Below are 20555 nucleotides of genomic sequence, written 5' to 3'. Positions count from 1 at the left end.
GCTGGAAGGCGAGGGCTCGATGGCCCCTTACGACTTCAACAATTCACGGGCAATGATCAACTTCTGCACTTCGGTGGCGCCTTCGTAAATACGCAGCGCTCTGATTTCCCTGTAAAGCTTCTCCACCGGCATCCCCGATACCACGCCCGCGCCGCCAAACATCTGCAAGGCGCGGTCGATCACGGTCTGCGCCGATTCCGTGGCCGTCATCTTGGCCATCGCGGCTTCGCGCGTGGTGCGCAGCTTTTGCACGTCGCGCATCCACGCGGCGCGATACGTCAGCAACGCCGAGGCGTCGATGGCGGTCGCCATGTCGCCCAGCGCGGCTTGCGTCAGTTGCAGGTCGGCCAGCGTCTGGCCGAACATGCGGCGCGACTTGGCGCGCGCCAGGCCTTCGTCCAGCGCGCGGCGCGCAAACCCCAGCGCGGCCGCCGCCACCGAGGCGCGGAAAATATCCAGCGTCATCATGGCCAGCTTGAAGCCCTGGCCCGCATCGCCCAAACGATGCGAGGCCGGCACGCGGCAGTTGTCGAACGTGATCGTGGCCAGCGGGTGCGGCGCGATCAGTTCGATGCGTTCGCTGACGTCAAACCCCGGCGTGTCGGCATCCACCACAAAGGCACTGATACCGCGCGCGCCCGGGGCCTCGCCGGTGCGGGCAAACACCACGTAGAAATCCGCGATGCCACCGTTCGAGATCCACGTCTTGGTGCCGTTCAGTACGTAATGGTCGCCTTCCTGCCTGGCTTCGCAAGCCAGCGCGGCCACGTCGGAACCGGCATCGGGTTCCGACAGCGCAAAGGCGGCAATGGCTTCGCCCCGCGCCACGCGCGGCAGGTAGCGTTGGCGCAATTCGTCCGAGCCCATCAACGAGATGGCGCCGCTGCCCAGCCCTTGCATCGCAAAGGCAAAATCCGCCAAACCTTCGTGGCGCGCAAACGTTTCGCGCAGGATGCACACGGCGCGCGAATCGACTTCCGGCAGCGCGCCGCCCCAGGCACCGCCCGGGCCGCCCGCCACCGCGTAGCGCAACCAGCCGGCCTGGCCCATGGCCTTGACCAGCTTCTTGCACGCGGCGTCCGCGTCGTGATGGTCAACGTCGCCCAGCGACGCCTCGCACCAGGCGTCCACCTCGTGCGCCAGCTTGCGGTGCGCATCGTCAAAAAAAGGCCAGTCCAGCCAGCTTGCGTCACGCATCATCAGTTCCCCTCGAAGACCGGCTTTTGCTTGGCCACGAAGGCCTCGTAGGCGCGATGGAAGTCGCGCGTCTGCATGCAGATGGCCTGGGCCTCGGCTTCAGCCTCGATGGCCTCGTCCACACCCATGTTCCATTCCTGATGCAGCAACTTCTTGGTGACGCCATGCGCGAACGTCGGGCCGGCGGCCAGTTGCGCGGCCAGCGTCTGCGCGGCTTCGGCCAGCTTGGCCGAATCATGCAGCGCGTTGAAGAAACCCCAGCTGGCGCCCTCGTCCGCCGTCATGGCGCGGCCGGTGTACAGCAATTCGGATGCGCGGCCCTGGCCGATCATGCGCGGCAGCAAGGTGCACGCGCCCATGTCGGCGCCCGCCAAACCCACGCGGGTGAACAGGAACGCCGTGCGCGCCGCCGGCGTGCCCAAGCGCATATCGGCGGCCAGCGCCACCATGGCGCCCGCACCCGCGCACACGCCATCCACCGCCGCCACGATGGGCTGCGGGCAGGCGCGCATCGCCTTGACCAGGTCGCCCGTCATGCGGGTGAAGTCCAACAGCTCGGGCATGCTCATCTTTGTCAGCGGCCCGATAATCTCGTGCACATCGCCACCCGAGCAGAAGTTGCCGCCCGCGCCCGTCACCACCACGACTTTCACGTCGGTGGCATACACCAGCGAACGGAACAGGTCGCGCAGTTCGGCGTACGAATCGAACGTCAACGGGTTCTTGCGTTCGGGCCGGTTCAGCGTGACCGTGCCGATCTTGCCGTCGGCCGACACCTCCCACAGAAACGTCTGCGCCTGATAGCCGGCCAGCGGACGCTTGTGGTGCTTCATGGTGTGCTCTTCGGACTGCTTGCTCATGGTGTCTCCGTTCGTTATCCAGGGGTTGATGGGGCGCCGGCCTAGCCGGTCATCACTTCGCCGCCGTCCACGGCGATCGCCTGCCCGTTGACCGAAGCAGAGGCCGGCAACGCCAGCCATGCCACCGTTTCGGCCACTTCCTCGGGCTGCACCAGGCGGCCCTGCGGGTTGCGCTCGGCCAGTTTGGCGCGCGCGGCGTCCGGCGTCATGCCGGTCTTGTCGACGATATTGGCCACCGCGCCGCGCACGATGTCGGTCTCGGTGTAGCCCGGGCACACCGCGTTCACGGTGACGCCCTTCTGCGCGGTTTCCAGCGCCAGTGAACGGGTCAGCCCGATCACGCCATGCTTGGCGGCGCAGTAAGCACTGACATACCCATAGCCGATCAGGCCCGCCGTGCTGGCCACGTTGATAACGCGGCCCCATTTTTCCTGCAGCATGCCGGGCAACGCAGCCTGGATGCAGTGAAACGTGCCGGTCAGGTTCACCGCGATCATCTGGTGCCACAGCGCGGCGTCGGTGCGGTCAAAGCGCTGGCTGACCGCCTGGCCCGCGTTGTTCACCAACACCAGCACCGGGCCGAATTCTGCTTCTGCCTGTGCAAACGCGGCGCGTACCGACGCTTCGTCCGCGATGTCGGCGCTGACGGACTGCACCTGCCCCAACGCCGCCAGGCTATCCGTGGCCGCTTCCAGCGCCGCGCCATCACGGCCCAGCAGCGTCACGCGTGCACCACGCGCCAGCAGCGCACGCGCGCTGGCCAGCCCGATGCCGCGCGCGCCCCCCGTCACCAAGGCGTGGCGCCCCGCCAGCGGTTGCGCAAGACTTGTCATTTGATATCCAGTTGCGCCATCGCGGCAGCGCGTTCGAAGTTGGTTTCCAGCTGGCGCTTGCCCGCAAAGTACTGGCTGGGCCAGGCCACATCGCGATAGCCCACGCGCGCCGCTTCACGCAGCGTCCACGAGGCATCGGCCAGATGGGGACGCGCCAACGCGCACAGATCCGCCCGGCCCGACGCGATGATGCCGTTGGCATGGTCCGCTTCGAAAATGGCGCCCACCGCGATGGTGGGAATGCCCGCCTCGTTGCGCACGCGATCCGCGAACGGCGTCTGGAACATGCGGCCGTAAACCGGCTTCTCTTCCTTGCTGACCTGACCGGACGAGCAATCGATCATGTCCGCGCCCGCCGCCTTGAAATGGCGCGCGATCTCCACCGCGTCGTCGGCCGTGATGCCGCCTTCCACCCAATCGCTGGCCGAAATCCGCACCGACATCGGCTTGTCCTGCGGCCACACCTCGCGCACCGCCTTGAAGACCTCCAACGGGAAGCGCAAGCGGTTTTCCAGGCTGCCGCCGTACTCGTCGTCCCGATGGTTCGTCAGCGGCGAAATGAAACTGGACAGCAGGTAGCCGTGCGCGCAGTGCAGCTCCAGCCAATCGAAACCGGCCGCTTGCGCGCGCCGAGCCGCCGCCACAAAGTTGTCGCGCGCATCGTCCATGTCGGCACGCGTCATCGCGCGCGGCGTCTGCGACACCCCTTCGATGTACGGCAGCGCCGAGGCCGACAGCAACGGCCAATTCCCTTCCGCCAACGGGTGATCGATCTTCTGCCAGCCCAGCTGCGTTGACCCCTTGCGGCCCGCATGGCCCAGCTGCACACCGATCCGCGCATCGCTATTGCCATGCACGAAATCCACAATGCGCTTGAACGCCTGCGTCTGCTCGTCGTTCCACAGGCCCGGGCACCCCGGCGTGATGCGCCCATCCGGCGACACGCAAGTCATCTCAACCATGACCAGCCCCGCGCCGCCCATGGCGCGCGCCCCCAGGTGCACCAGATGAAAATCACCCGGCACGCCGTCCGTGCACGAATACATCGCCATCGGCGACACCAGAATGCGATTCTTCAAGCGCACGCCGCGCACCTGATACGGCGTCAGCATCGGAATGGCCGGACGCTGACCCGGCGCCGCCGGCGCACCGGCACGTTCCGCAATCCAGCGCTCAAACCCTTCCAACCACGCCGGATCACGCAAGCGCAGGTTTTCATGCGAGATGCGCTGCGAACGCGTCAGCAACGAATACGCAAATTGCTCCGGCTCCAGTTCCGCGTAACGCTCAACGTTCTCGAACCACTCGGTGGAATTGCGCGCCGCGTTCTGAATCTTCAGCACCTCGACGCTGCGCACCTCTTCATAGTGCTTCAGCCCCGCCTCGACGCTGCCCTCGGCGCCGCTCAGGCAGCGCGCCAGCTCGATGGAATCCTCAAGCGCCAGCTTGGTGCCCGAGCCAATGGAAAAGTGCGCCGTGTGCGCCGCATCGCCCATCAGCACCACCGGCACCCGACGCTGACCGCGCGCCGTGTCCAGCGTATTCCAGTGCACCCAGGTGTTGCAGATCACCCGCGGGAAACGGATCCAGATCGCCGAGCCACGCAGGTGCGACGCATTGCTGATCAGCGCATTGCCATCCAGCCAGGGCGCAAACAGCTTTTCGCAGTACGCAATGCCCTCTTCCTGGCTCATCTGCTCAATGCCCGCCGCCTGCCACGTCTCTTCAGGCGTCTCGACAATAAACGTCGACATGCCATCTTCGTAACGATAGGCATGCGCCTGGAACCAGCCGTGTTCCGTCTGCACGAACGCAAACGTGAACGCATCAAACACCTTCTTCGTGCCCAGCCACACAAAGCGGCAACGACGCTGGTCAATATCCGGGTGGAACGTATCCGCGTAGCGCGTACGGATCTGGCTGTTGATGCCGTCCGACGCAATCACCAGGTCCGCGTCGTACTCGCGGGCAATGGCCTGATCGTCCTGAACAAAGTTCTCGAACACCAGCTTCACGCCCACATCCTCGCAACGCGCCTGCAAGATGTTCAACAGCTTCTTGCGCCCAATCCCAATAAAACCGTGCCCGCTGCTGCGGATGCTGCGGCCCTTGAAATGGATGTCGATGTCATCCCAATGGTTGAACGCATCGCCAATGGTCTGAGCGGACACGGGATCGGCTTCACGCAAGTTCTGCATGGTGGCATCCGAAAACACCACGCCCCATCCAAAGGTGTCATACGGACGATTACGTTCGATGACCGTCACTTCGTTCGCGGGGTTCTGCAACTTCATGAGCAGACCAAAATACAGGCCGGCGGGACCGCCGCCGATGCAGACTATTTTCATTGCCGTATACGCTCCGAGGTACGCGACAGTCGCTCGTGTATCGGAGCGGGGCGCCGCGGATATTTAGGTCTGGATAGTTTAGGCTTGAAATATATACCTGAAGTGAGGGGTGCGCAAATGCGGGAAAGCTATTAGGAAAACCAGAAAAAAGGGACACGGCAACGAACGTCACCGCAAAAAAGACAAACCGCACGGACCACAAAATAGTGCCGCACCGGCCGCGCGGAGCCAGCAAGGCAAACTGAAAGAAAGGAATAGAAGCGGGGAAGAGAAGCAGAGGAAGAGAAGCAGAGAACGAGAGCCAGAGCCAGCGCGCCAACGCACGCAAGATCCGCCCCCCAAAGCGCGAGAGCGCCCCCCCACCGACGCACAAAAGCGCGTAAGCCCCAAAAGGCCGCCCGCGCGGCCGGCCTGGGGCGGGCCCCGCAAGACCTTCCGCCCCACCCCACCCGTGGCTACACCCTTAAGAACCCCACCCGCCCCAGCGACCGATCACAATGCCCGATCGCAGCCCGGCGCGGCGGCGGCACGGGGCGGTGGGGAGTCGATAAGCCCGAGGGAATCCGAAGGCAGTCGCCGCAGGCGACAACGAGGATGACGACGGGGCAGTCCGGAGCGAAGGCTCCGGACCGCAATCGTTGACCCGCCGCCCCGTGCCGTCGCCGCGCCGGGCGTCAAAAGAACCCAACACCCGCCCCAAGCACTCAACACCCGCCCAACAACGCCAACCCAAAACCCAAAAACCCAAAACAGCCACCTACCTCCCCCGCAACCACTCCTCCAACTCCCCCGCCGGCAACGGCGGCGAAAACAAAAACCCCTGCCCCGCCGCACACCCCTGCTCGATCAAAAACCGTCGCTGCTCTTCATTCTCGACGCCTTCAGCCACCACAGGCAGGCTCAAGCTTTCACCAATCCGTATCACCGCACTGGTCAACGCCCGCGCCGCATCATCGCTTTCCAGCCCCTGCACAAAGCTGCGATCCAGTTTCAGCTCATCGACGATCAGCCGCCGCAAGTGCCCCAGGCTGGAATACCCGGTTCCGAAGTCATCCATCGACAGCCGCACTCCCAGGCGATGCAGCTCCGCAATCGTGCGCAGCGTCCCGGCCGTGGCATCCAGCACCACCCCTTCCGTAATCTCAAGCATCAGATCCGCAGGCGCCAGCCCAAATTCCGCCAACGTCGCCGCAATCATCCGGGGCAGATTCAGATTATGGAAATTCGTGGCCGACAAGTTCACCGACACCGACGGCACCCGCAAACCGTTATTGCGCCAGATCGCCAACTGCGAACACGCCTCGCGCAGCGCCCAGTCCCCCAGGTCGCCGATCAGCCCGCATTCCTCGGCCAACGGCACGAACCGCGCCGGCGAAATATCGCCCAACGTCGGATGGCGCCATCGCGCCAGCGCCTCAATTCCATACAGACTGCCGTTCTTCAACCCGACCTGCGGTTGATAATGCAGCCGCAACGCCTTCGCTTCCAACGCATCCCGCAGCGCCGCTTCCAGCGCCAGACGCTCTTGCGCCTGACGGTTCATTTCCGCGCTGAAGAAAGAAATGCGGTTCCGCCCCGCCGTCTTCGCCTGATACATCGCCATGTCCGCATGGCGCAGCAACGTATCCATATCGCGGCCGTTCTCCGGGAACACGCTAATCCCGATACTGACCGACGGATTCAACGTCACGCCGCCCACCGAAAACGGCTGGGCCAACGCCACCAGGACATGTTCCGCCGCCGCCGTCAGACGGCCATGCTCGAAGTCCGGCATCAGCATCACAAACTCGTCGCCCGACAAGCGGCCCACGATGTCCGACGCCCGCGCCAGCCGGCGCAAACGCTGCGCCACATCCCGCAGCAACGCATCGCCGATGGGATGTCCCAGCGTATCGTTCACCTGCTTGAACCGATCCAGGTCCAGGAACAGCACCGCCACCCGCTTGCGTTCCGGCTCCGCCCGCGCAATCGCCTGCTCGGCCTGCGCCAGCAACAGATTGCGGTTCGGCAAACCCGTCAGCTCGTCATAGAACGCCAACTGACGAATACGCGCGCGCGCTTCCTCGCGTTCCAGCGCCAGCGCGCACAGATACACACACACATCCACCAGCCGATGATGAAAATCGTCCGGCAGACGGCGTTCGCGGAAGTAAAAGCCGAACGTACCGATCACCCGGCCATCGCTGGACTTGATGGGCGACGACCAGCATGCCTTGATGTCTTCAGGCAGCGGCAGATGGCGGTAGTCGTCCCACAGCGGGTCCGTCGCGATGTCCGGCACGATGACCGGCCGACCCAGGAACGCCGACGTGCCGCAGGCGCCCACGTTCGGACCAATCTTCACCCCGTCCAGCGCGCTGGAGTAGGCGTCCGGCATGCTCGGCGACGCCAGCGGGCGCAGATGCCCCGTATCGTCCACCCGCAACACCGTCGCCGCCACTTCGGGCGCCAGGCGCTCGACCTCGCGGCACACCATGTTCATGACCTCGACCACCGACGCCTCGTTCACCATGGCTTGCAGCACGCGGCGTTGCAGCACCTCGTGCACCTTGGTGGGCGTAATGTCGGTCAGCACATCCACGATGTTGACCAGCGTGCCACGGTCATCGAAGACCGAGTTGGCCATGACCGACACCCACAACGGCTTGCCGCAGCGGTCATAGACCAGCACGTCTTTATGGAAGCCTTCGCGGCAAGCGATGCGGCGGTCCAGTTCTTCGCGCGTGCCGCCGTCCGGGCGTCCGCCCGCCAGCAACTCGCCCAGTTCCTGATGCAGCGCGTCGCCGCGCGCAAAGCCCAGCATGCGCTGAAAGCCGTCGTTCACGTAGACGATGCGGCCATCGCAACCGGACACCGCCACCGCGTTGCCCGTTTCGTTGATGCCCAGCAGCAGCAAGCGAATCTCTTCCTGCCGTTCCGCGTCGGCAATCGACTTGCGCGACACCACCGACACGCGCGTGATGGCGCCGTCCTCGTCGGGCAAAGGCAGGTACGTGGCTTCGATCCACAGGCTGCCCCCGTCTTTCATGCGGTAGCGACACGTGCCGGAAAAATGTTCGCCCCGACGCAAGCGCGTCCAGATGCGTTCGCCGCTGGCGATGCCCTTGCCTTCGTCCAGGCTGTCGCACAGCATGTCGTGGCGCAGCGTGAGCGCCTCTTCGCGGGTATAGCCAACCGCCGCCAGGAAATTGGCGTTGGCCTTCAATAGCGCGCCATCAGCGTCAAAGTCGAACAGCAACAGCGCCCGATCCATCGACGCCAGGTAATTCTGGGTATGCCACGCGGCGCCCTGGGGGCCCGCGCTTGAAACGCTTGCCTGATGAGTGTCAAGCATAAGGGGCTCCATACCGGAAAACAGCAGATCCGGTTTCATTCAGCGCTTTGGAAAACCAAGGGCGACGCGATCGCGTCCGTCCTGCTTGGCCAGATACAGCGCCTGGTCCGCTCGGCTTAGCGTTTCGGAAAAGGTTTCTCCGGATTGGTAGTGCGCCATGCCGATGCTGACCGTCAGCCTCAATACGTCGTGCTCGCCCGCCGCCACCGCCAGCCCGCGCACCGCGCCGACCAGCCTGTCCATGACGCCTTGGGCGGCTTCGGGTTGCGTGTTGGGCAGCATCACCAGGAATTCTTCGCCGCCCCAACGTCCGCATAGATCACCGGTGCGCAGGCTTTCGCGCAGCACCCCGGCCAGTTCAACCAGCGCGCGGTCGCCGGTTTCGTGCCCATAGCGGTCGTTGACCGCCTTGAAGTGGTCCACATCCAGCATGGCAACCACGAAGCTCTCGTTGCTGCGCGAGGCGCGGCCCACTTCCTGCTTGATCATGTCCATCAGCGCGCGCCGGTTCAGCAGGCCCGTCAGCGGATCGCGGCTGGACGTTTCCTCCAGCGCGGTGTTCAAGTCCCGCATCATGTTCTGGTAGTGGTCGGAAATGCGGGCAATGCGCGTCAATCGGCGCAGTTGGCGGTCGAACTGGTCGCACAGGCCCAGCTCGCGCTCGTGCGCCATCGATTGGTACGCGTCCGACAACTGCGTCACGCGTTCGATGCGCGCCATCTGTTCGGCCGTGTGCCGCCACAGCGCTTCAAGCGCCTCGCGCAGCGGGTGGCCGGTATGGGCAGGGTCCGCCAGCAGTTCGGCGATGCGGCGATCCAGCTCGGCGGCGCCCGGTTTCATTCGCGGCCAACCACCGAAAACGGAAAGGTGCAGTCTTCCTTGAATTCCTCGGCCAGCTCGCCGACACGCTCGTTGCGCTTGTCGTAGAACCAGGTCACGCTGACCGGCTGGCCCTTGCAATGGGCCGCTTCCAGCAGGTCGAAGATGTCCATGACGGACTTGATGCTGCTGGTGTTCAGGTACAGCAGCTCCAGTTCCAGGCGCAACGGGGCCGTCGTGCCCAGCAGATAGGCTTCGACCCATTCAATGACCGGGCCGAACAATTCAAACGAATTCTCGGGGTAGGAGTCGCCGCGCATCGCCAGCACGCCGGCAGCGGCGTCGGCGGTGATGGCGGGCGTGGACTGCGTCCCGGGAATGTTCAGGTCTTTCATCAGATACTCCGAAAATGATTCTTGGCTGCGCGCGTAGCCTTCAGATCACAACGCTAAGGCTGAAGAACGCAACGCCCTCGCCCGCCGTGGGCGTCAGGCTGGCTTCCAGCGGAGCGCCGGCGCGCCGCGCAATATCGATCAGGCCCAGGCCCGCGCCCGAGGCCACGCCCTGGGCGCGCGGCTTGTGCAGCTGCGCCTTGTATTCGGCCTTGAGCGCCGCCTTGTCCAGCGCGGCCAGTTCGCGGATGCGCGCAACCAGCGCGTGGCCGTCCTCGGCCTTGACCCGGTTGCCCGCCGACACCACGTAGCGGCTTTCGTCGCGGCGGCCTATGACCACCGTGGCGCAGGCTTCGGCATCGCCATTGGCGGTGGCGTATTGGCGGATGTTCTGGATCATTTCGATATAGACCGAAAAGACGTCCATGGCTTCGGCCGGCCGCGCATGTTCCGCGTTCAGGTAATTCTTGAGCGCATTGCCGATTTCCTCGATCAGGCTGCGGGAGATCGGCCCGTTAAAGCAAAGCAGGGTCCGGTTCTGGTTGAACCGTTCGCCCAACGCGTAGAGATCGGAGGCATTCATAGGGGGTTACCGCCCTGATAACGTTTATTCGAAACGGAAAGACAGCAGGGTGATGTCGTCACGTTGGGGACGGCCACCCTGGTATTGCGCCAGCGCCTGCGAAAACGCGGCGGCTTGCTCGGTTAACGGCTGCCGCGCGTGTCTCTTGAGCATTTCCGCGAAACGCGTGTTGCCGAAACCGAATCCGTGCTCGCCGCCGGCCTGGTCCAGGAAGCCGTCGGTGGCCAGGTAATACGTCCAGCCGGATTGCAGCGGCACGTCGATGTTTTCATAGACGCCCACCCGCTTGTCGCCCAGCGCGCGCTTGCCGCCCTGGATTTCGCGCAGGGTCTCGCCATCGCTGGCGTACAGGCTGATCTTCGCGCCGGCATAGCGCAGGCGCGCGGATTGGCGGTCAATATATACCAGCCCCGCATCGGTATTCGTGGCCAGCGCGCGCGGCAATTGCGCATCCGCAAGCATCGCGCGGATGGCGCCGTCGGTGCGGGTCAGCACCCCGGCCGGGTCGCTGGGGCCGACCTCGGTAATCGCCAGATCGATCGCGGCGCGCGCCAGCATCGTCATCAGCGCGCCCGGCACGCCGTGGCCCGCGCAATCCATGATGCCCAACAGGCAGTTGGCGCCATCGGAGCGGAACACGTAGAAGTCGCCGCCCACCACATCGCGCGGCTTCCACAGCACGAAGTGGTGCGCGCCCAGCGATTGCGTCATCTGGCGGTCGGGCAGGATGGCGCGCTGGATCAGGCTGGCGTAGTCGATGGAATCGCCGATCTTCTTGTGCGCGGCCGCCATGGCGCGGTTGGCGTCTTCCAGGGCAGAGGTGCGCTCGCGCACCTTGCTCTCCAGTTCGGCCGTGTGCTGGCGGACCTTGTCGGCCATGACGCCGAACGCGCGGCTGAGGTCGCCGATTTCGTCCTGGCCACCCGGCGGCAGGCGCACGTCGTAACTGCCGTCGGCGATGGCGCGTGCCGATTGCTGCAAGCGGCGCAAGGGGCGCAGCATCAGGCGTTCAATGGCGTAGCCAAAGCACAGCAGCATGGCAGCGAACAGCACTACCAGGCCGATGGCGGCCGGCCACAGCCAGTCGGTGTCCAGCACGCGCGCGGCGCCCAGGTCCACCAGGGTGAGCACGTGCCAGTGCAGTTCGGGCATATACGCCACCGACACCAGCTGGCGCGCGCCATCCATGACGACCCAGGCCGTCTGCACCGATTGCGGGTCTGCCTGCGCGGCATGCATGGCCGCGCGCAATTCTTCCCGGCCCGGCCCCGCGTCCAGCAGGCTGAACACCCGCCCGCGGTCCGCCGCGCCGCCGCCCGCGCCCGAGTTGTAGGCGATCAGCGTGGGGTCCATGTGCGCCTGGATGGCGCCGTCTTCGTCAACGATGATCGGCGTAACGCCAGGTTGGCCGCTGTTGACGAATTCGCGCAGGAAGCCGCCCACATCCAGCCCCGCACCGGTCAGCCCCACCACCTTGTCGCCGTCGCGCACCTGCGCGTTGATCCAGACCTTGGTGGTCTTGAGCTTCAGGTCGGGGTTGACGTTGATGTTGTATTTGGCCGGCGACTTCAGCGTGGCGTAGAACCAGCCGTCGTCCGCTGCCGAGGGGCTGAGCGTATAGCGCGGCGCCTCGGACAGCGGCTGGTCGTCGTTGAAGTAGTAGTTGCCGGAGGCGGCGCTGGCGATAAAGTAGGCGCGCCCAAGCAAGTCGCGCCGATAGCCGTCGGCCTCGCGAAAGAACAGCTCGCGGGCGGCGGGATCGTTTTCGTTGCGCAGCCAGCGGCGAGTGACTTCGCTGTCGGCCAGCCGCAAGGACAAGGCCAGTTCGCGCGACACCGGCGCCAGGATGCGTTGCCGGTTCAGCTGCGTGAAGTTATCGGCGAAGGCGCGTCCGAAGTGGTCCCGGACGCCGTCCAGCACCAACCAACCGATGACGGCGGCAGGCGCCAAGGCGACCACGCACGCCAGCAACAGCGCCATCAATGATTTTTTGCGCAAACCCCATTTCGCCATGCGAAGTCTTCCTGACAACTTGATAAGACATAACGTGCGTCACGTGCGTACCCAGTCGGCAAGCACACGCGATGGGGACAGGCGCGACAAGTGTAGAGAACAGCGGGGGCTTTTGAAACAGCTGCAAACGTCTGGATTCGAGCCAGACACCTTGTGTTTCAACGCAGCAATGAAAATGCCGGTTTATTGCGTTTTATTTCCTACTTTTTTCTTATTATTTTTCCGCTCACCCGCCCCTGTGCAGCTTTATTACTACACGCCCAGATAGCGTTCCCATAGGCCACGGTCGGCGTCCAGCGCGGGCGAGTCGCCCGTCCAGACCACTTTGCCGCGTTCCAGGATGACGTGCTGATCCGCCAGGCTGAGCAACCTTTCGACATATTTATCGATGACCAGGATGGTCTGGCCGGCTTCGCGCAGACGCGCCAGGCAATGCCAGATCTCTTCGCGGATCTTGGGGGCCAGCCCTTCGGTGGCTTCGTCCAGGATCAAGAGGCGCGGATTGGTCACCAGCGCCCTGCCGATAGCCAGCATCTGCTGTTCGCCGCCTGACAACTGGTTGCCCATGTTGCGGGCGCGTTCGCGCAGGCGGGGGAACAGGTCGAAGACGCGGTCGGGCGTCCACGGGTCCGTAATGTCGGGGTTGCGGCCCGCCACGAAAGCGGTCAGGTGTTCGCGCACGCTCAGGTTCGGAAAGCACTGGCGACCTTCCGGCACGATGGCCACGCCGGCCCGCGCGATACGGTCCGTGCTCCAGCCGCTGATGTCCTGGCCCGCAAAGTGAATCTTGCCGCCGCGCAGCGGCAACTGGCCGAACAGGGTGCGCAGCAGCGTGGTCTTGCCCATGCCGTTGCGGCCCAGCAGCGTCACCACCTGCCCCGCGCCAATTTGCAGGTCCACGCCGAACAGCACCTGGCTGGCGCCGTAGCCGCTCTTGGCCGATTCAATGGTCAGCATCATGCGGTCTCCTCGTCGCCCAGGTAGGCTTGGCGCACTTCGGGATTGGCGCGGATGTCGTCGGGGGTGCCGGTGGCGATGACGCGGCCATACACCAGCACCGACAAACGGTCGGCCAGGCGGAACACCGCCTGCATGTCGTGTTCGACCAGCAGCATGGCGGCCCGGCCGCGCAGGCTTTCGATCAGCTCGGTCAGGCGGACGGTTTCGTCCGGCCCCATGCCGGCCATGGGCTCGTCCAGCAACAGCACACTGGGACGCGCGGCCAGCGCCAGCGCGAATTCCACCTTGCGCTGCTCGCCGTGCGGCAGGGTGCCGGCCGGGCGGTCCAGCAGGCTGGCGTCGATGGCGCATTCACGCGCCAGCTCGCGCGCCTGTTCGTACAGCGCAGCCTCGGCGGCGCGCGGCTTCCAGAACCGGAAGCTGCTGCCCGCGTGCGCCTGCACCGCCAGGACCAGGTTGTCCAACACGTTGGACTGCTTGAAGATATTGGTGATCTGGTACGACCGGGACAAACCGGCCGCCACCCGCTGGTGCGCGTTCAGGCCGGTCACGTCGCGTCCGCCGACCGTCAGCGTGCCCGAGTCGGCCGCCAAGGTGCCGGACAACAGATGGATCAACGTGGACTTGCCGGCGCCGTTGGGCCCGATCAAGGCGTGGATCTCACCCGGATTCAAGGACAGCGACACATTGTCGGTGGCCACCAGCGCACCAAAGCGGCGCACCAGGCCGGTGGCTTGCAAGGCGGGCGTATTTGCCGAGGTGGCCTGGGCAATGGATGACAGGCTCATGATCCCACCTTGCCGGATTGGGCAGCGGCGCGTCCGCCGAACATCGGGCCGAACAGGCCCACCAGACCGCGCGGCGCGCCGAACACCACGCACAGCAGCAACACGCCCAGCGGCAGGTGCCAGTATTCCGTCCACAAGCGCAGCACTTCTTCCAGCGTCAGCATCACGACCGCGCCGGCCACACCGCCCCAACGCAGCCCGATGCCCCCCACCAGCACCATGATCAGCAGGTTGGCCGACTGCGTCCAATGCATCAGGCTGGGAGAAATGAACAGGTTGTGATTGGCCAGCAGCGCGCCCGCCAGGCCCGCCGCCGCGCCGCTGAGCGTGAACGCCACCAGCTTGATGCGGTAGACGGGATAGCCCATGGACTCCATGCGCGATTCGTTTTCGCGAATGCCCTGCAAGGCGGTGCCAAAGCGCGACGACACCACGCGGCTGAACACCCACATCAGCAGCGCAAACAGCACCAGCACCAGGTAATAGAAGCTGACGTCATTGGCCAGGTCGATGCCCGGCAAGGTGGAATAGCCGGGCAGGTTCAGCCCGTCTTCCCCGCCGTACTGGCGCAGCGAAATGAAGATGTAGAACAGCATCTGCGCGAACGCCAGCGTGATCATGATGAAGTAGACGCCACGCGTGCGCAGCGAGATCGCCCCCGTGATCGCGGCCAGCACGGCCGCCAGCAGCATCGCCACCGGCCAGACGATAAACGCCGATGTGATGCCCGACATCGCCAGGATGCCCACGGCGTAGGCGCCCGCGCCAAAGAAGGCCGCGTGACCCAGCGCCACCATGCCGCCGTAACCCAGGATCAGGTTCAGGCTGGTCGCGGCCAGGGCGTAGATCAGCACGCGGCGCACGAACGAAATGTAGAAGTCCAGCCCCAGTGCGGGCGCGACCAGCGGGAACGCCGCCAGCGCCAACAACAGGACCACCGTCCAGATTGTGCTTTTCATCATCAACCCCGCGCCGGAAAGAGGCCCGAGGGCCGGAACACCAGCACGGCCGCCATCAATACGTAGATGGCGATGGCTGCCAGCGTCGGACCGACACTGGACGCGACAGCGGGCGAAAAGACCTGGCGCAGCAACATGGGCAGGAAGGCCCGCCCCGCCGTGTCGACCATGCCTACCAGCAAGGCGCCGACAAACGCGCCACGAATCGATCCGATGCCGCCGATGACGATGCACACCAGCACCAGGATCAGGATTTCTTCGCCCATGCCGACCTGCACCGACGTGATCGGCCCCAGCAACGCGCCGGCCACGGCGGCCAGCATGGCGCCCAGCACGAACACGCCCAGGAACAGCAAGGGCACGCGCACGCCCATCAGCGTGGCCATCTGGCGATTGGACGCGCCGGCCCGCACCAGCACGCCGGCGCGGGTGCGCGTCACGAACCAGTACAGCCCCGCGGCGGCGGCCACGCCGAACACGATGATCATCAGCCGATAGGCCGGGTACAGCAGGTCGGGCAGCAGCCGCACCGGACCTGACAACACAGCCGGCATGTTCAGCATGACGGGCGCCGGGCCCCAGATCATCTTGACCAGGTCATTGGCGATAAGGATGACGGCGTAGGTGCCCAGCACCTGGGCCAGATGGTCGCGCAGCGCAAGGCGGCGGATAAGCGTCAGTTCCAGCACCACGCCGACCAGGCCGGTAGCGACGGCCGCCACCAGGACGGCGGCGGTGAATGAACCTGTGCGCTGCATGGTTTCGGCGGCGACATAGGCGCCGGCCATGTAGAGCGAGCCGTGAGCCAGATTCATGATGTCCATGATGCCGAAAACCAGGGTCAGCCCGGCCGCGATCAAAAACAACATCAACCCAAACTGCAGACCGTTCAGCAATTGCTCGACGATCAGCGTAAACGTCATGAACACTTCCCCCTGCCGCGCGCCTTGATGGCGGTGCGCGTGCGATTCAAACCTACATGGGACGGCGGCGCGCGCCGGCCGCGTCCGGCTGGGCCGGAAACCACGGCTGACGCGCGCTTGGGCGTCTTACCTCAGAGCTTGCACTCGCCGACGTAGACGTCCTGGTACTTGTCGAACACCTTGCCGACCAGCTTGTTGGTGATGCGGCCGCTGCCGTCCTTGTCGACGACGCGCAGGTAATAGGCCTGGATCGGATAGTGGTTCTTGCCGTAGGTGAAGCTGCCGCGCACCGACGGGTAGTCGGCCTTTTCCAGGGCGGCGATGACGGCCGCGCGATCCGAGGCCTTGCCGCCGGCCTGCTTGACGGCGGCGTCCATGGCCATGATCACGTCGTACGCCTGGGCGGCGTAAACCGACGGGTAACGGCCGTTGTATTCCTTGCGGAAGGCGTCCACGAACACCTTGTTCTGCGGCACGTCCAGGTCATGCGCCCACTGGGCGGTGTTGTACATGCCCAGCATGGGTTCGCCCACGGCCTGGATCACGTCTTCGTCAGCCGAGAAGCCCGGGCCGATCAGCTTGACGCTTTGCGACAGGCCGGCCGACACGAACTGCTTGACGAAGTTGATGCCCATGCCGCCCGGCAGGAAGATGTAGACGGCGTCCGGCTTGGCGGCGCGAATCTGCGCGATCTCGGCGGCGTAGTCGATCTGGCCCAGCTTGGTGTAGACCTCGTCGCCCGGGGCGGTCTTGTAGCCGCGCTTAAAGCCCGTCAACGCGTCCTTGCCCGCCGGATAGTCGGGGGCCATGATGAACATTTTCTTGAAGCCACGGTCGGCGGCGACCTTGCCGGCGGCTTCGTGGAAGGCGTCGTTCTGGTACGACGTGCCGAACCAGTAGTTATTGCACTGGGCGCCGGCGAACTGGCTGGGGCCCGGGTTGTTCGACAGGTACGGCACCTTGGCGGCGAACAGGGCGGGGCCGACGGCCAGCGCCACGTTCGAGCCGATCGGGCCGGTGAAGAAATCGATTTTTTCGCGCTGGATATAACGCGTGACCAATTGGCGGGCCTGGTCAGGGTTGCCGCCCATGTCGGTCTGCACGAATTCGGCGGGCTGGCCGCCCAGCTTGCTGCCCAGTTGCTTGATGGCCAGGTTGAAGCCATCGCGCGCTTCGGCGCCCAGCGCCGAGAACGGGCCGGAGATATCGTTGGCGATGCCGACCTTGACGGCGTCGGCCATGGCCACGGCCGGAACCAGCGCGGCGGCGGCGATAAGGGAAGTGATCAAACGCATGGTGGTGTGCTCCGTGCGCGAGCCCGCGCAGAGGGTGTTCTTATTGAGGGTGCGATTCGAATGACTTCTGCGCGCGGCATAGGGAAAGCTGGCGCGGTTCATAGTTTAGGTTTAAAGTATTCTTCAAAACAAGACTAGGGTTTTTACCAGCGGGGTCTCTACCGCGGGTTTACCAGCCCCCCATCAACGATGACCACTTCGACGACACGCTGGGTACGGCGCACGCGCGACAGTACCCGACATCTTGCCGAACCTCAAGAAAACGCCGATGACTGACGCTCCTGATCTCGAATCCCGCGCCGCGCCCGACGACCACCATGCGTTGCGCCTCTGGCTGCGCATGCTCACCTGCGCCAATCTCATCGAAAGCGAAATCCGCAGCCGCCTGCGTAACGAGTTCGACACCACCCTGCCCCGCTTCGACCTGATGGCGCAATTGCAACGCGCGCCCAAGGGCATGAAGATGGGCGAGCTCTCGCGGCACATGATGGTCACCAACGGCAATATCACCGGCATTACCGACCAGCTTGAAAAGGAAGGGCTGGTGGTGCGCACGAAGGTCGAGTCCGACCGCCGCAGTTCGCTCATCAAGCTCACGCCCCAGGGCAAGAAAAGCTTTGCCCGCATGGCGCGCGCCCATGAAACCTGGGTCAAGTCCATGTTTGGCGACCTGCCCGAGTCCACCCGCAACGCGCTGTTCCAGGCGCTGGGCGAACTGAAGCTGCAAGTGGTGGCCACCCGCTCGGAATCCGCCAAGCCATAAGCCACGCTTTGCCCCCCGCCAGCGCTGAAAACCGACCCCGGTTTGGCGCATAATTGCCGCCATGATTCCGGTTTCCCTTCCTGGCGGTAATTTCTATGTGCTGATGGCGGCGTCGCTGGCCTGCCTGGCGACCTTGCTGACCTGGCTGGCCGTGCTGGCGACCACGCCCAGCGCGCGGCTGTGGCTGGGCGACCACCGGCGCATCGGCACGACGCTGATGACCATTCTTGCGCTGGTCGGCGCTATCTTTCCTTATCAGCAGTTCAGCCTGTGGTTTGCCGCCCACCGCGACGCCGAGGCCGACGCCGGCCGCAAGACAACGCTGGCCCACGCCACGCGCCTGTCCGGCGTGGACATGCCCGCCGGCACCGTGCTCAGCCTGACCCGGCCGGGGGAACTGGCCTCGTTCGACCGCGCCGTCTTCCCCGACGCGCAACCCGCCGCCATCCTGGGCGTGTCCGCCACCCGCCTGTTCCGCTACGCCGCCACCCCCAAGCAACCCGAAACCCTGTCCGTCGAAATTGCCCGCGACCAGGCGCAGGAAGGCTGGCTGTGCGCGCACGGACATCGCCTGGAATTCGTGTTGCAAGGCGGCCAGCCGCGCTTTGCCAGCTGCCATCTGGCGGTGGGCAATACGCTGGACCAGCAGCCGGTGCCGCCGGGCGCCTGGCTGAAAGTGGACGAGGCCGCGCGCGGCACGCCGCCCGAGGCGGGCGCCAGCACGCCGCGCTGGTTGCTGCGTACCGAGGGCAGCGACGCCGTGACGTTGCGCCAACTGCCCTTGCTGAAGGTGGACATGCGGCTGGACAGCCAGCGCCGCCTGCTGGATTTTGAAGGCCTGCTGGCGCGCGAGACCACGCTGGGCGCCATGACCTACCCGCCCGGCACCCGCGTGCTGGCCGCCAACCCGCGCCTGCCGGGCGCGCAAGCGGGCGACCTGTTGTTTTCGCCGTCACGCGGGCGCTCGGCGCGCCGCAATGGGGGGGAAGATGTCGACGCCGGCAACTCGGTGCTGCAAGCGCCCGACGGCACGGTGCGCAGCGTGCTGACCAACCGCCAGGCCGGCGTGCTGGACGTGGCGGCCATGCGGATGGCTCCCTGACCGCCTTGCCCGCCTTGCCCGCCAGGGGCCACCCTGCCCCACCGGCCGCCGCCTGACAAACCCCTGCCGCAAAGCGGTGGGATAATACGAAGCTTTCCCCCCGCGCGCCGCCTTACCGGCGGCGATTTTGTCCTGCCTACTCAAGAGACGAAGTCATGGCCGTTAATTTGCAGATCCCCTCCGAGTCCGAAATTTTTCCTGTAGCCGGTGTTGAAATCGGCGTCACCGAGGCCGGCATCCGCAAAGCCAACCGACGTGACCTGACCGTGTTCCGCCTGGCCGAAGGCACCAGCGTGGCGGGCGTGTTCACCCGCAACCGCTTCTGCGCCGCCCCGGTGCAGGTCTGCCAGGCCCACCTGGCCGCCGGCGGCCCCATCAGCGCGCTGGTCATCAATACCGGCAACGCCAACGCCGGCACGGGCGAAGAAGGCTTGAAGAAAGCGCAGGACACCTGCGAAGCGCTGGGCAAGCTGCTGGGCGTGCCCGCCGCCGAAGTCCTGCCGTTCTCCACCGGCGTCATCCTTGAGCCCCTGCCGCTGGACCGCCTGGTCGCCGGCCTGCCGGGCGCCATCGCCAACCTGGGCGCCGACCACTGGTCCAGCGCCGCGCACGGCATCATGACGACCGACACGCTGCCCAAGATCTCGTCGGCCAAGGTGCGGATCGACGGCAAGACCGTCACCTTCACCGGCATCAGCAAGGGCGCCGGCATGATCCGCCCCAACATGGCGACCATGCTCAGCTTCCTGGCCACCGATGCCGGCATTGCCCAGCCGCTGCTGCGCAAGCTGGCCGGTGAAATCGCCGACGCGTCGTTCAACCGCATCACGGTTGACGGCGACACGTCCACCAACGATTCGTTCATCATCGCCGCCACCGGCAAATCGGGCGTGAACGTCAACAGCGAATCGGACGCCGCCTACGCCGCCGTGCGCGACGCGCTGACCGCCGCCGCGCTGGAACTGGCCACCAAGATCGTGCGCGACGCCGAAGGCGCCACCAAGTTCATGACCATCCGCGTCGAAGAAGCCGGCACCACCGAAGAAGCGCTGAAGGTGGCCTACGCCGTGGCGCATTCGCCGCTGGTCAAGACCGCGTTCTTCGCGTCGGACCCCAACCTCGGCCGCATCCTGGCGGCCGTGGGCTATGCCGGTATCGACGACCTGGACGTGTCCAACATCCGCCTGTGGCTGGACGATGTGCTGGTGGCCAAGAACGGCGGCCGCAACCCCGACTACCAGGAAGCCGATGGCCAGCGCGTGATGAAGCAGGCCGAAATCCTGGTGCGCATCGCGCTGGGCCGCGGCCAGGTGTCTGACACCGTCTACACCTGCGACTTCTCGCACGAATACGTGTCCATCAACGCCGACTACCGTTCGTGATCGG

17 protein-coding genes are annotated in these 20555 nt (G+C 65.3%); 3 read left to right on the top strand and 14 right to left on the bottom strand.

Features of this window, described 5'->3' with window-relative positions; genetic code table 11:
- Nucleotides 1-27 precede the first annotated feature (27 nt).
- From AC6LJY_RS19145 to AC6LJY_RS19080, 14 genes are all read right to left on the bottom strand, one after another.
- On the bottom strand, nucleotides 28-1197 hold the full coding sequence (locus AC6LJY_RS19145) for an acyl-CoA dehydrogenase family protein (protein ID WP_046806576.1): 1170 nt from the start codon (nucleotides 1195-1197) through the stop codon (nucleotides 28-30).
- 2 nt (nucleotides 1198-1199) lie between these two features.
- Entirely contained in the window at nucleotides 1200-2057 is an 858-nt protein-coding gene (locus tag AC6LJY_RS19140; RefSeq protein ID WP_046806569.1) for an enoyl-CoA hydratase family protein, read from the bottom strand.
- Between the two features lie 41 nt (nucleotides 2058-2098).
- Entirely contained in the window at nucleotides 2099-2890 is a 792-nt protein-coding gene (locus AC6LJY_RS19135; RefSeq protein ID WP_046806570.1) for an SDR family NAD(P)-dependent oxidoreductase, read from the bottom strand.
- Entirely contained in the window at nucleotides 2887-5238 is a 2352-nt protein-coding gene (locus AC6LJY_RS19130) for a bifunctional salicylyl-CoA 5-hydroxylase/oxidoreductase (RefSeq protein WP_498136550.1), read from the bottom strand. The genes AC6LJY_RS19135 and AC6LJY_RS19130 overlap by 4 nt, the downstream gene beginning before the upstream one ends.
- Nucleotides 5239-5995: 757 nt before the next feature.
- Nucleotides 5996-8611 (bottom strand): sensor domain-containing protein, encoded by a 2616-nt coding sequence (locus AC6LJY_RS19125; RefSeq protein ID WP_046807398.1) that lies wholly within the window; start codon nucleotides 8609-8611, stop codon nucleotides 5996-5998.
- On the bottom strand, nucleotides 8612-9412 hold the full coding sequence (gene siaD, locus AC6LJY_RS19120) for a biofilm regulation diguanylate cyclase SiaD (protein WP_046807397.1): 801 nt from the start codon (nucleotides 9410-9412) through the stop codon (nucleotides 8612-8614).
- Nucleotides 9409-9786 carry a biofilm regulation phosphoprotein SiaC gene (gene siaC / locus AC6LJY_RS19115; protein WP_104144762.1) on the bottom strand — a complete coding sequence of 126 codons (378 nt, stop codon included), beginning with the start codon at nucleotides 9784-9786 and terminating at the stop codon, nucleotides 9409-9411. The genes siaD and siaC overlap by 4 nt, the downstream gene beginning before the upstream one ends.
- A 40-nt stretch (nucleotides 9787-9826) precedes the next feature.
- On the bottom strand, nucleotides 9827-10366 hold the full coding sequence (siaB, locus tag AC6LJY_RS19110; RefSeq protein WP_120153693.1) for a biofilm regulation protein kinase SiaB: 540 nt from the start codon (nucleotides 10364-10366) through the stop codon (nucleotides 9827-9829).
- Between the two features lie 24 nt (nucleotides 10367-10390).
- On the bottom strand, nucleotides 10391-12379 hold the full coding sequence (gene siaA / locus AC6LJY_RS19105) for a biofilm regulation protein phosphatase SiaA (protein WP_205571601.1): 1989 nt from the start codon (nucleotides 12377-12379) through the stop codon (nucleotides 10391-10393).
- 252 nt (nucleotides 12380-12631) lie between these two features.
- Nucleotides 12632-13336: an ABC transporter ATP-binding protein gene (locus tag AC6LJY_RS19100; RefSeq protein ID WP_046807400.1), complete on the bottom strand. Its 705-nt coding sequence runs from the start codon at nucleotides 13334-13336 to the stop codon at nucleotides 12632-12634.
- Entirely contained in the window at nucleotides 13336-14127 is a 792-nt protein-coding gene (locus AC6LJY_RS19095; protein ID WP_219991640.1) for an ABC transporter ATP-binding protein, read from the bottom strand. Before AC6LJY_RS19095 ends, AC6LJY_RS19100 begins: the two co-directional genes overlap by 1 nt.
- Nucleotides 14124-15089: a branched-chain amino acid ABC transporter permease gene (locus AC6LJY_RS19090; RefSeq protein ID WP_219991639.1), complete on the bottom strand. Its 966-nt coding sequence runs from the start codon at nucleotides 15087-15089 to the stop codon at nucleotides 14124-14126. The genes AC6LJY_RS19095 and AC6LJY_RS19090 overlap by 4 nt, the downstream gene beginning before the upstream one ends.
- Complete coding sequence (locus AC6LJY_RS19085; protein WP_046807392.1) at nucleotides 15089-16009, bottom strand: branched-chain amino acid ABC transporter permease; 921 nt, start codon at nucleotides 16007-16009, stop codon at nucleotides 15089-15091. Before AC6LJY_RS19085 ends, AC6LJY_RS19090 begins: the two co-directional genes overlap by 1 nt.
- A gap of 131 nt (nucleotides 16010-16140) precedes the next feature.
- The gene (locus tag AC6LJY_RS19080) at nucleotides 16141-17304 is read right to left on the bottom strand and encodes an ABC transporter substrate-binding protein (RefSeq protein ID WP_046807391.1); all 1164 of its coding nucleotides are present in this window, start codon (nucleotides 17302-17304) and stop codon (nucleotides 16141-16143) included.
- Nucleotides 17305-17572: 268 nt separating this feature from the next.
- On the opposite strand from AC6LJY_RS19080, the gene AC6LJY_RS19075 reads away from it, so the two are divergent.
- The 3 genes from AC6LJY_RS19075 to argJ all read left to right on the top strand — a co-directional run bounded on the left by AC6LJY_RS19075 (nucleotide 17573) and on the right by argJ (nucleotide 20551).
- Nucleotides 17573-18067 (top strand): MarR family winged helix-turn-helix transcriptional regulator, encoded by a 495-nt coding sequence (locus tag AC6LJY_RS19075; protein WP_314365364.1) that lies wholly within the window; start codon nucleotides 17573-17575, stop codon nucleotides 18065-18067.
- A gap of 61 nt (nucleotides 18068-18128) precedes the next feature.
- Complete coding sequence (locus AC6LJY_RS19070) at nucleotides 18129-19169, top strand: hypothetical protein (protein WP_104144766.1); 1041 nt, start codon at nucleotides 18129-18131, stop codon at nucleotides 19167-19169.
- 155 nt (nucleotides 19170-19324) lie between these two features.
- Nucleotides 19325-20551, top strand: a complete 1227-nt coding sequence (gene argJ, locus AC6LJY_RS19065; protein ID WP_314365361.1) for a bifunctional glutamate N-acetyltransferase/amino-acid acetyltransferase ArgJ — start codon at nucleotides 19325-19327, stop codon at nucleotides 20549-20551.
- The last annotated feature ends 4 nt before the right edge of the window (nucleotides 20552-20555 follow it).

The sequence above is a fragment of the Achromobacter sp. RT286_PF genome, from assembly GCF_059760425.1.
The sequence above is the reverse complement of the archived record's forward strand: the minus strand, read 5'-3'. Positions and strand labels throughout refer to the sequence as shown.

Coding starts and splice junctions, on each gene's coding strand:
- AC6LJY_RS19145 (WP_046806576.1), bottom strand. CDS start 1,197: ATGCGTGACGCAAGCTGGCTGGACTGGCCTTTTTTTGACGATGCGCAC.
- AC6LJY_RS19140 (WP_046806569.1), bottom strand. CDS start 2,057: ATGAGCAAGCAGTCCGAAGAGCACACCATGAAGCACCACAAGCGTCCG.
- AC6LJY_RS19135 (WP_046806570.1), bottom strand. CDS start 2,890: ATGACAAGTCTTGCGCAACCGCTGGCGGGGCGCCACGCCTTGGTGACG.
- AC6LJY_RS19130 (WP_498136550.1), bottom strand. CDS start 5,238: ATGAAAATAGTCTGCATCGGCGGCGGTCCCGCCGGCCTGTATTTTGGT.
- AC6LJY_RS19125 (WP_046807398.1), bottom strand. CDS start 8,611: ATGAAACCGGATCTGCTGTTTTCCGGTATGGAGCCCCTTATGCTTGAC.
- siaD (WP_046807397.1), bottom strand. CDS start 9,412: ATGAAACCGGGCGCCGCCGAGCTGGATCGCCGCATCGCCGAACTGCTG.
- siaC (WP_104144762.1), bottom strand. CDS start 9,786: ATGAAAGACCTGAACATTCCCGGGACGCAGTCCACGCCCGCCATCACC.
- siaB (WP_120153693.1), bottom strand. CDS start 10,366: ATGAATGCCTCCGATCTCTACGCGTTGGGCGAACGGTTCAACCAGAAC.
- siaA (WP_205571601.1), bottom strand. CDS start 12,379: ATGGCGAAATGGGGTTTGCGCAAAAAATCATTGATGGCGCTGTTGCTG.
- AC6LJY_RS19100 (WP_046807400.1), bottom strand. CDS start 13,336: ATGCTGACCATTGAATCGGCCAAGAGCGGCTACGGCGCCAGCCAGGTG.
- AC6LJY_RS19095 (WP_219991640.1), bottom strand. CDS start 14,127: ATGAGCCTGTCATCCATTGCCCAGGCCACCTCGGCAAATACGCCCGCC.
- AC6LJY_RS19090 (WP_219991639.1), bottom strand. CDS start 15,089: ATGATGAAAAGCACAATCTGGACGGTGGTCCTGTTGTTGGCGCTGGCG.
- AC6LJY_RS19085 (WP_046807392.1), bottom strand. CDS start 16,009: ATGACGTTTACGCTGATCGTCGAGCAATTGCTGAACGGTCTGCAGTTT.
- AC6LJY_RS19080 (WP_046807391.1), bottom strand. CDS start 17,304: ATGCGTTTGATCACTTCCCTTATCGCCGCCGCCGCGCTGGTTCCGGCC.
- AC6LJY_RS19075 (WP_314365364.1), top strand. CDS start 17,573: ATGACTGACGCTCCTGATCTCGAATCCCGCGCCGCGCCCGACGACCAC.
- AC6LJY_RS19070 (WP_104144766.1), top strand. CDS start 18,129: ATGATTCCGGTTTCCCTTCCTGGCGGTAATTTCTATGTGCTGATGGCG.
- argJ (WP_314365361.1), top strand. CDS start 19,325: ATGGCCGTTAATTTGCAGATCCCCTCCGAGTCCGAAATTTTTCCTGTA.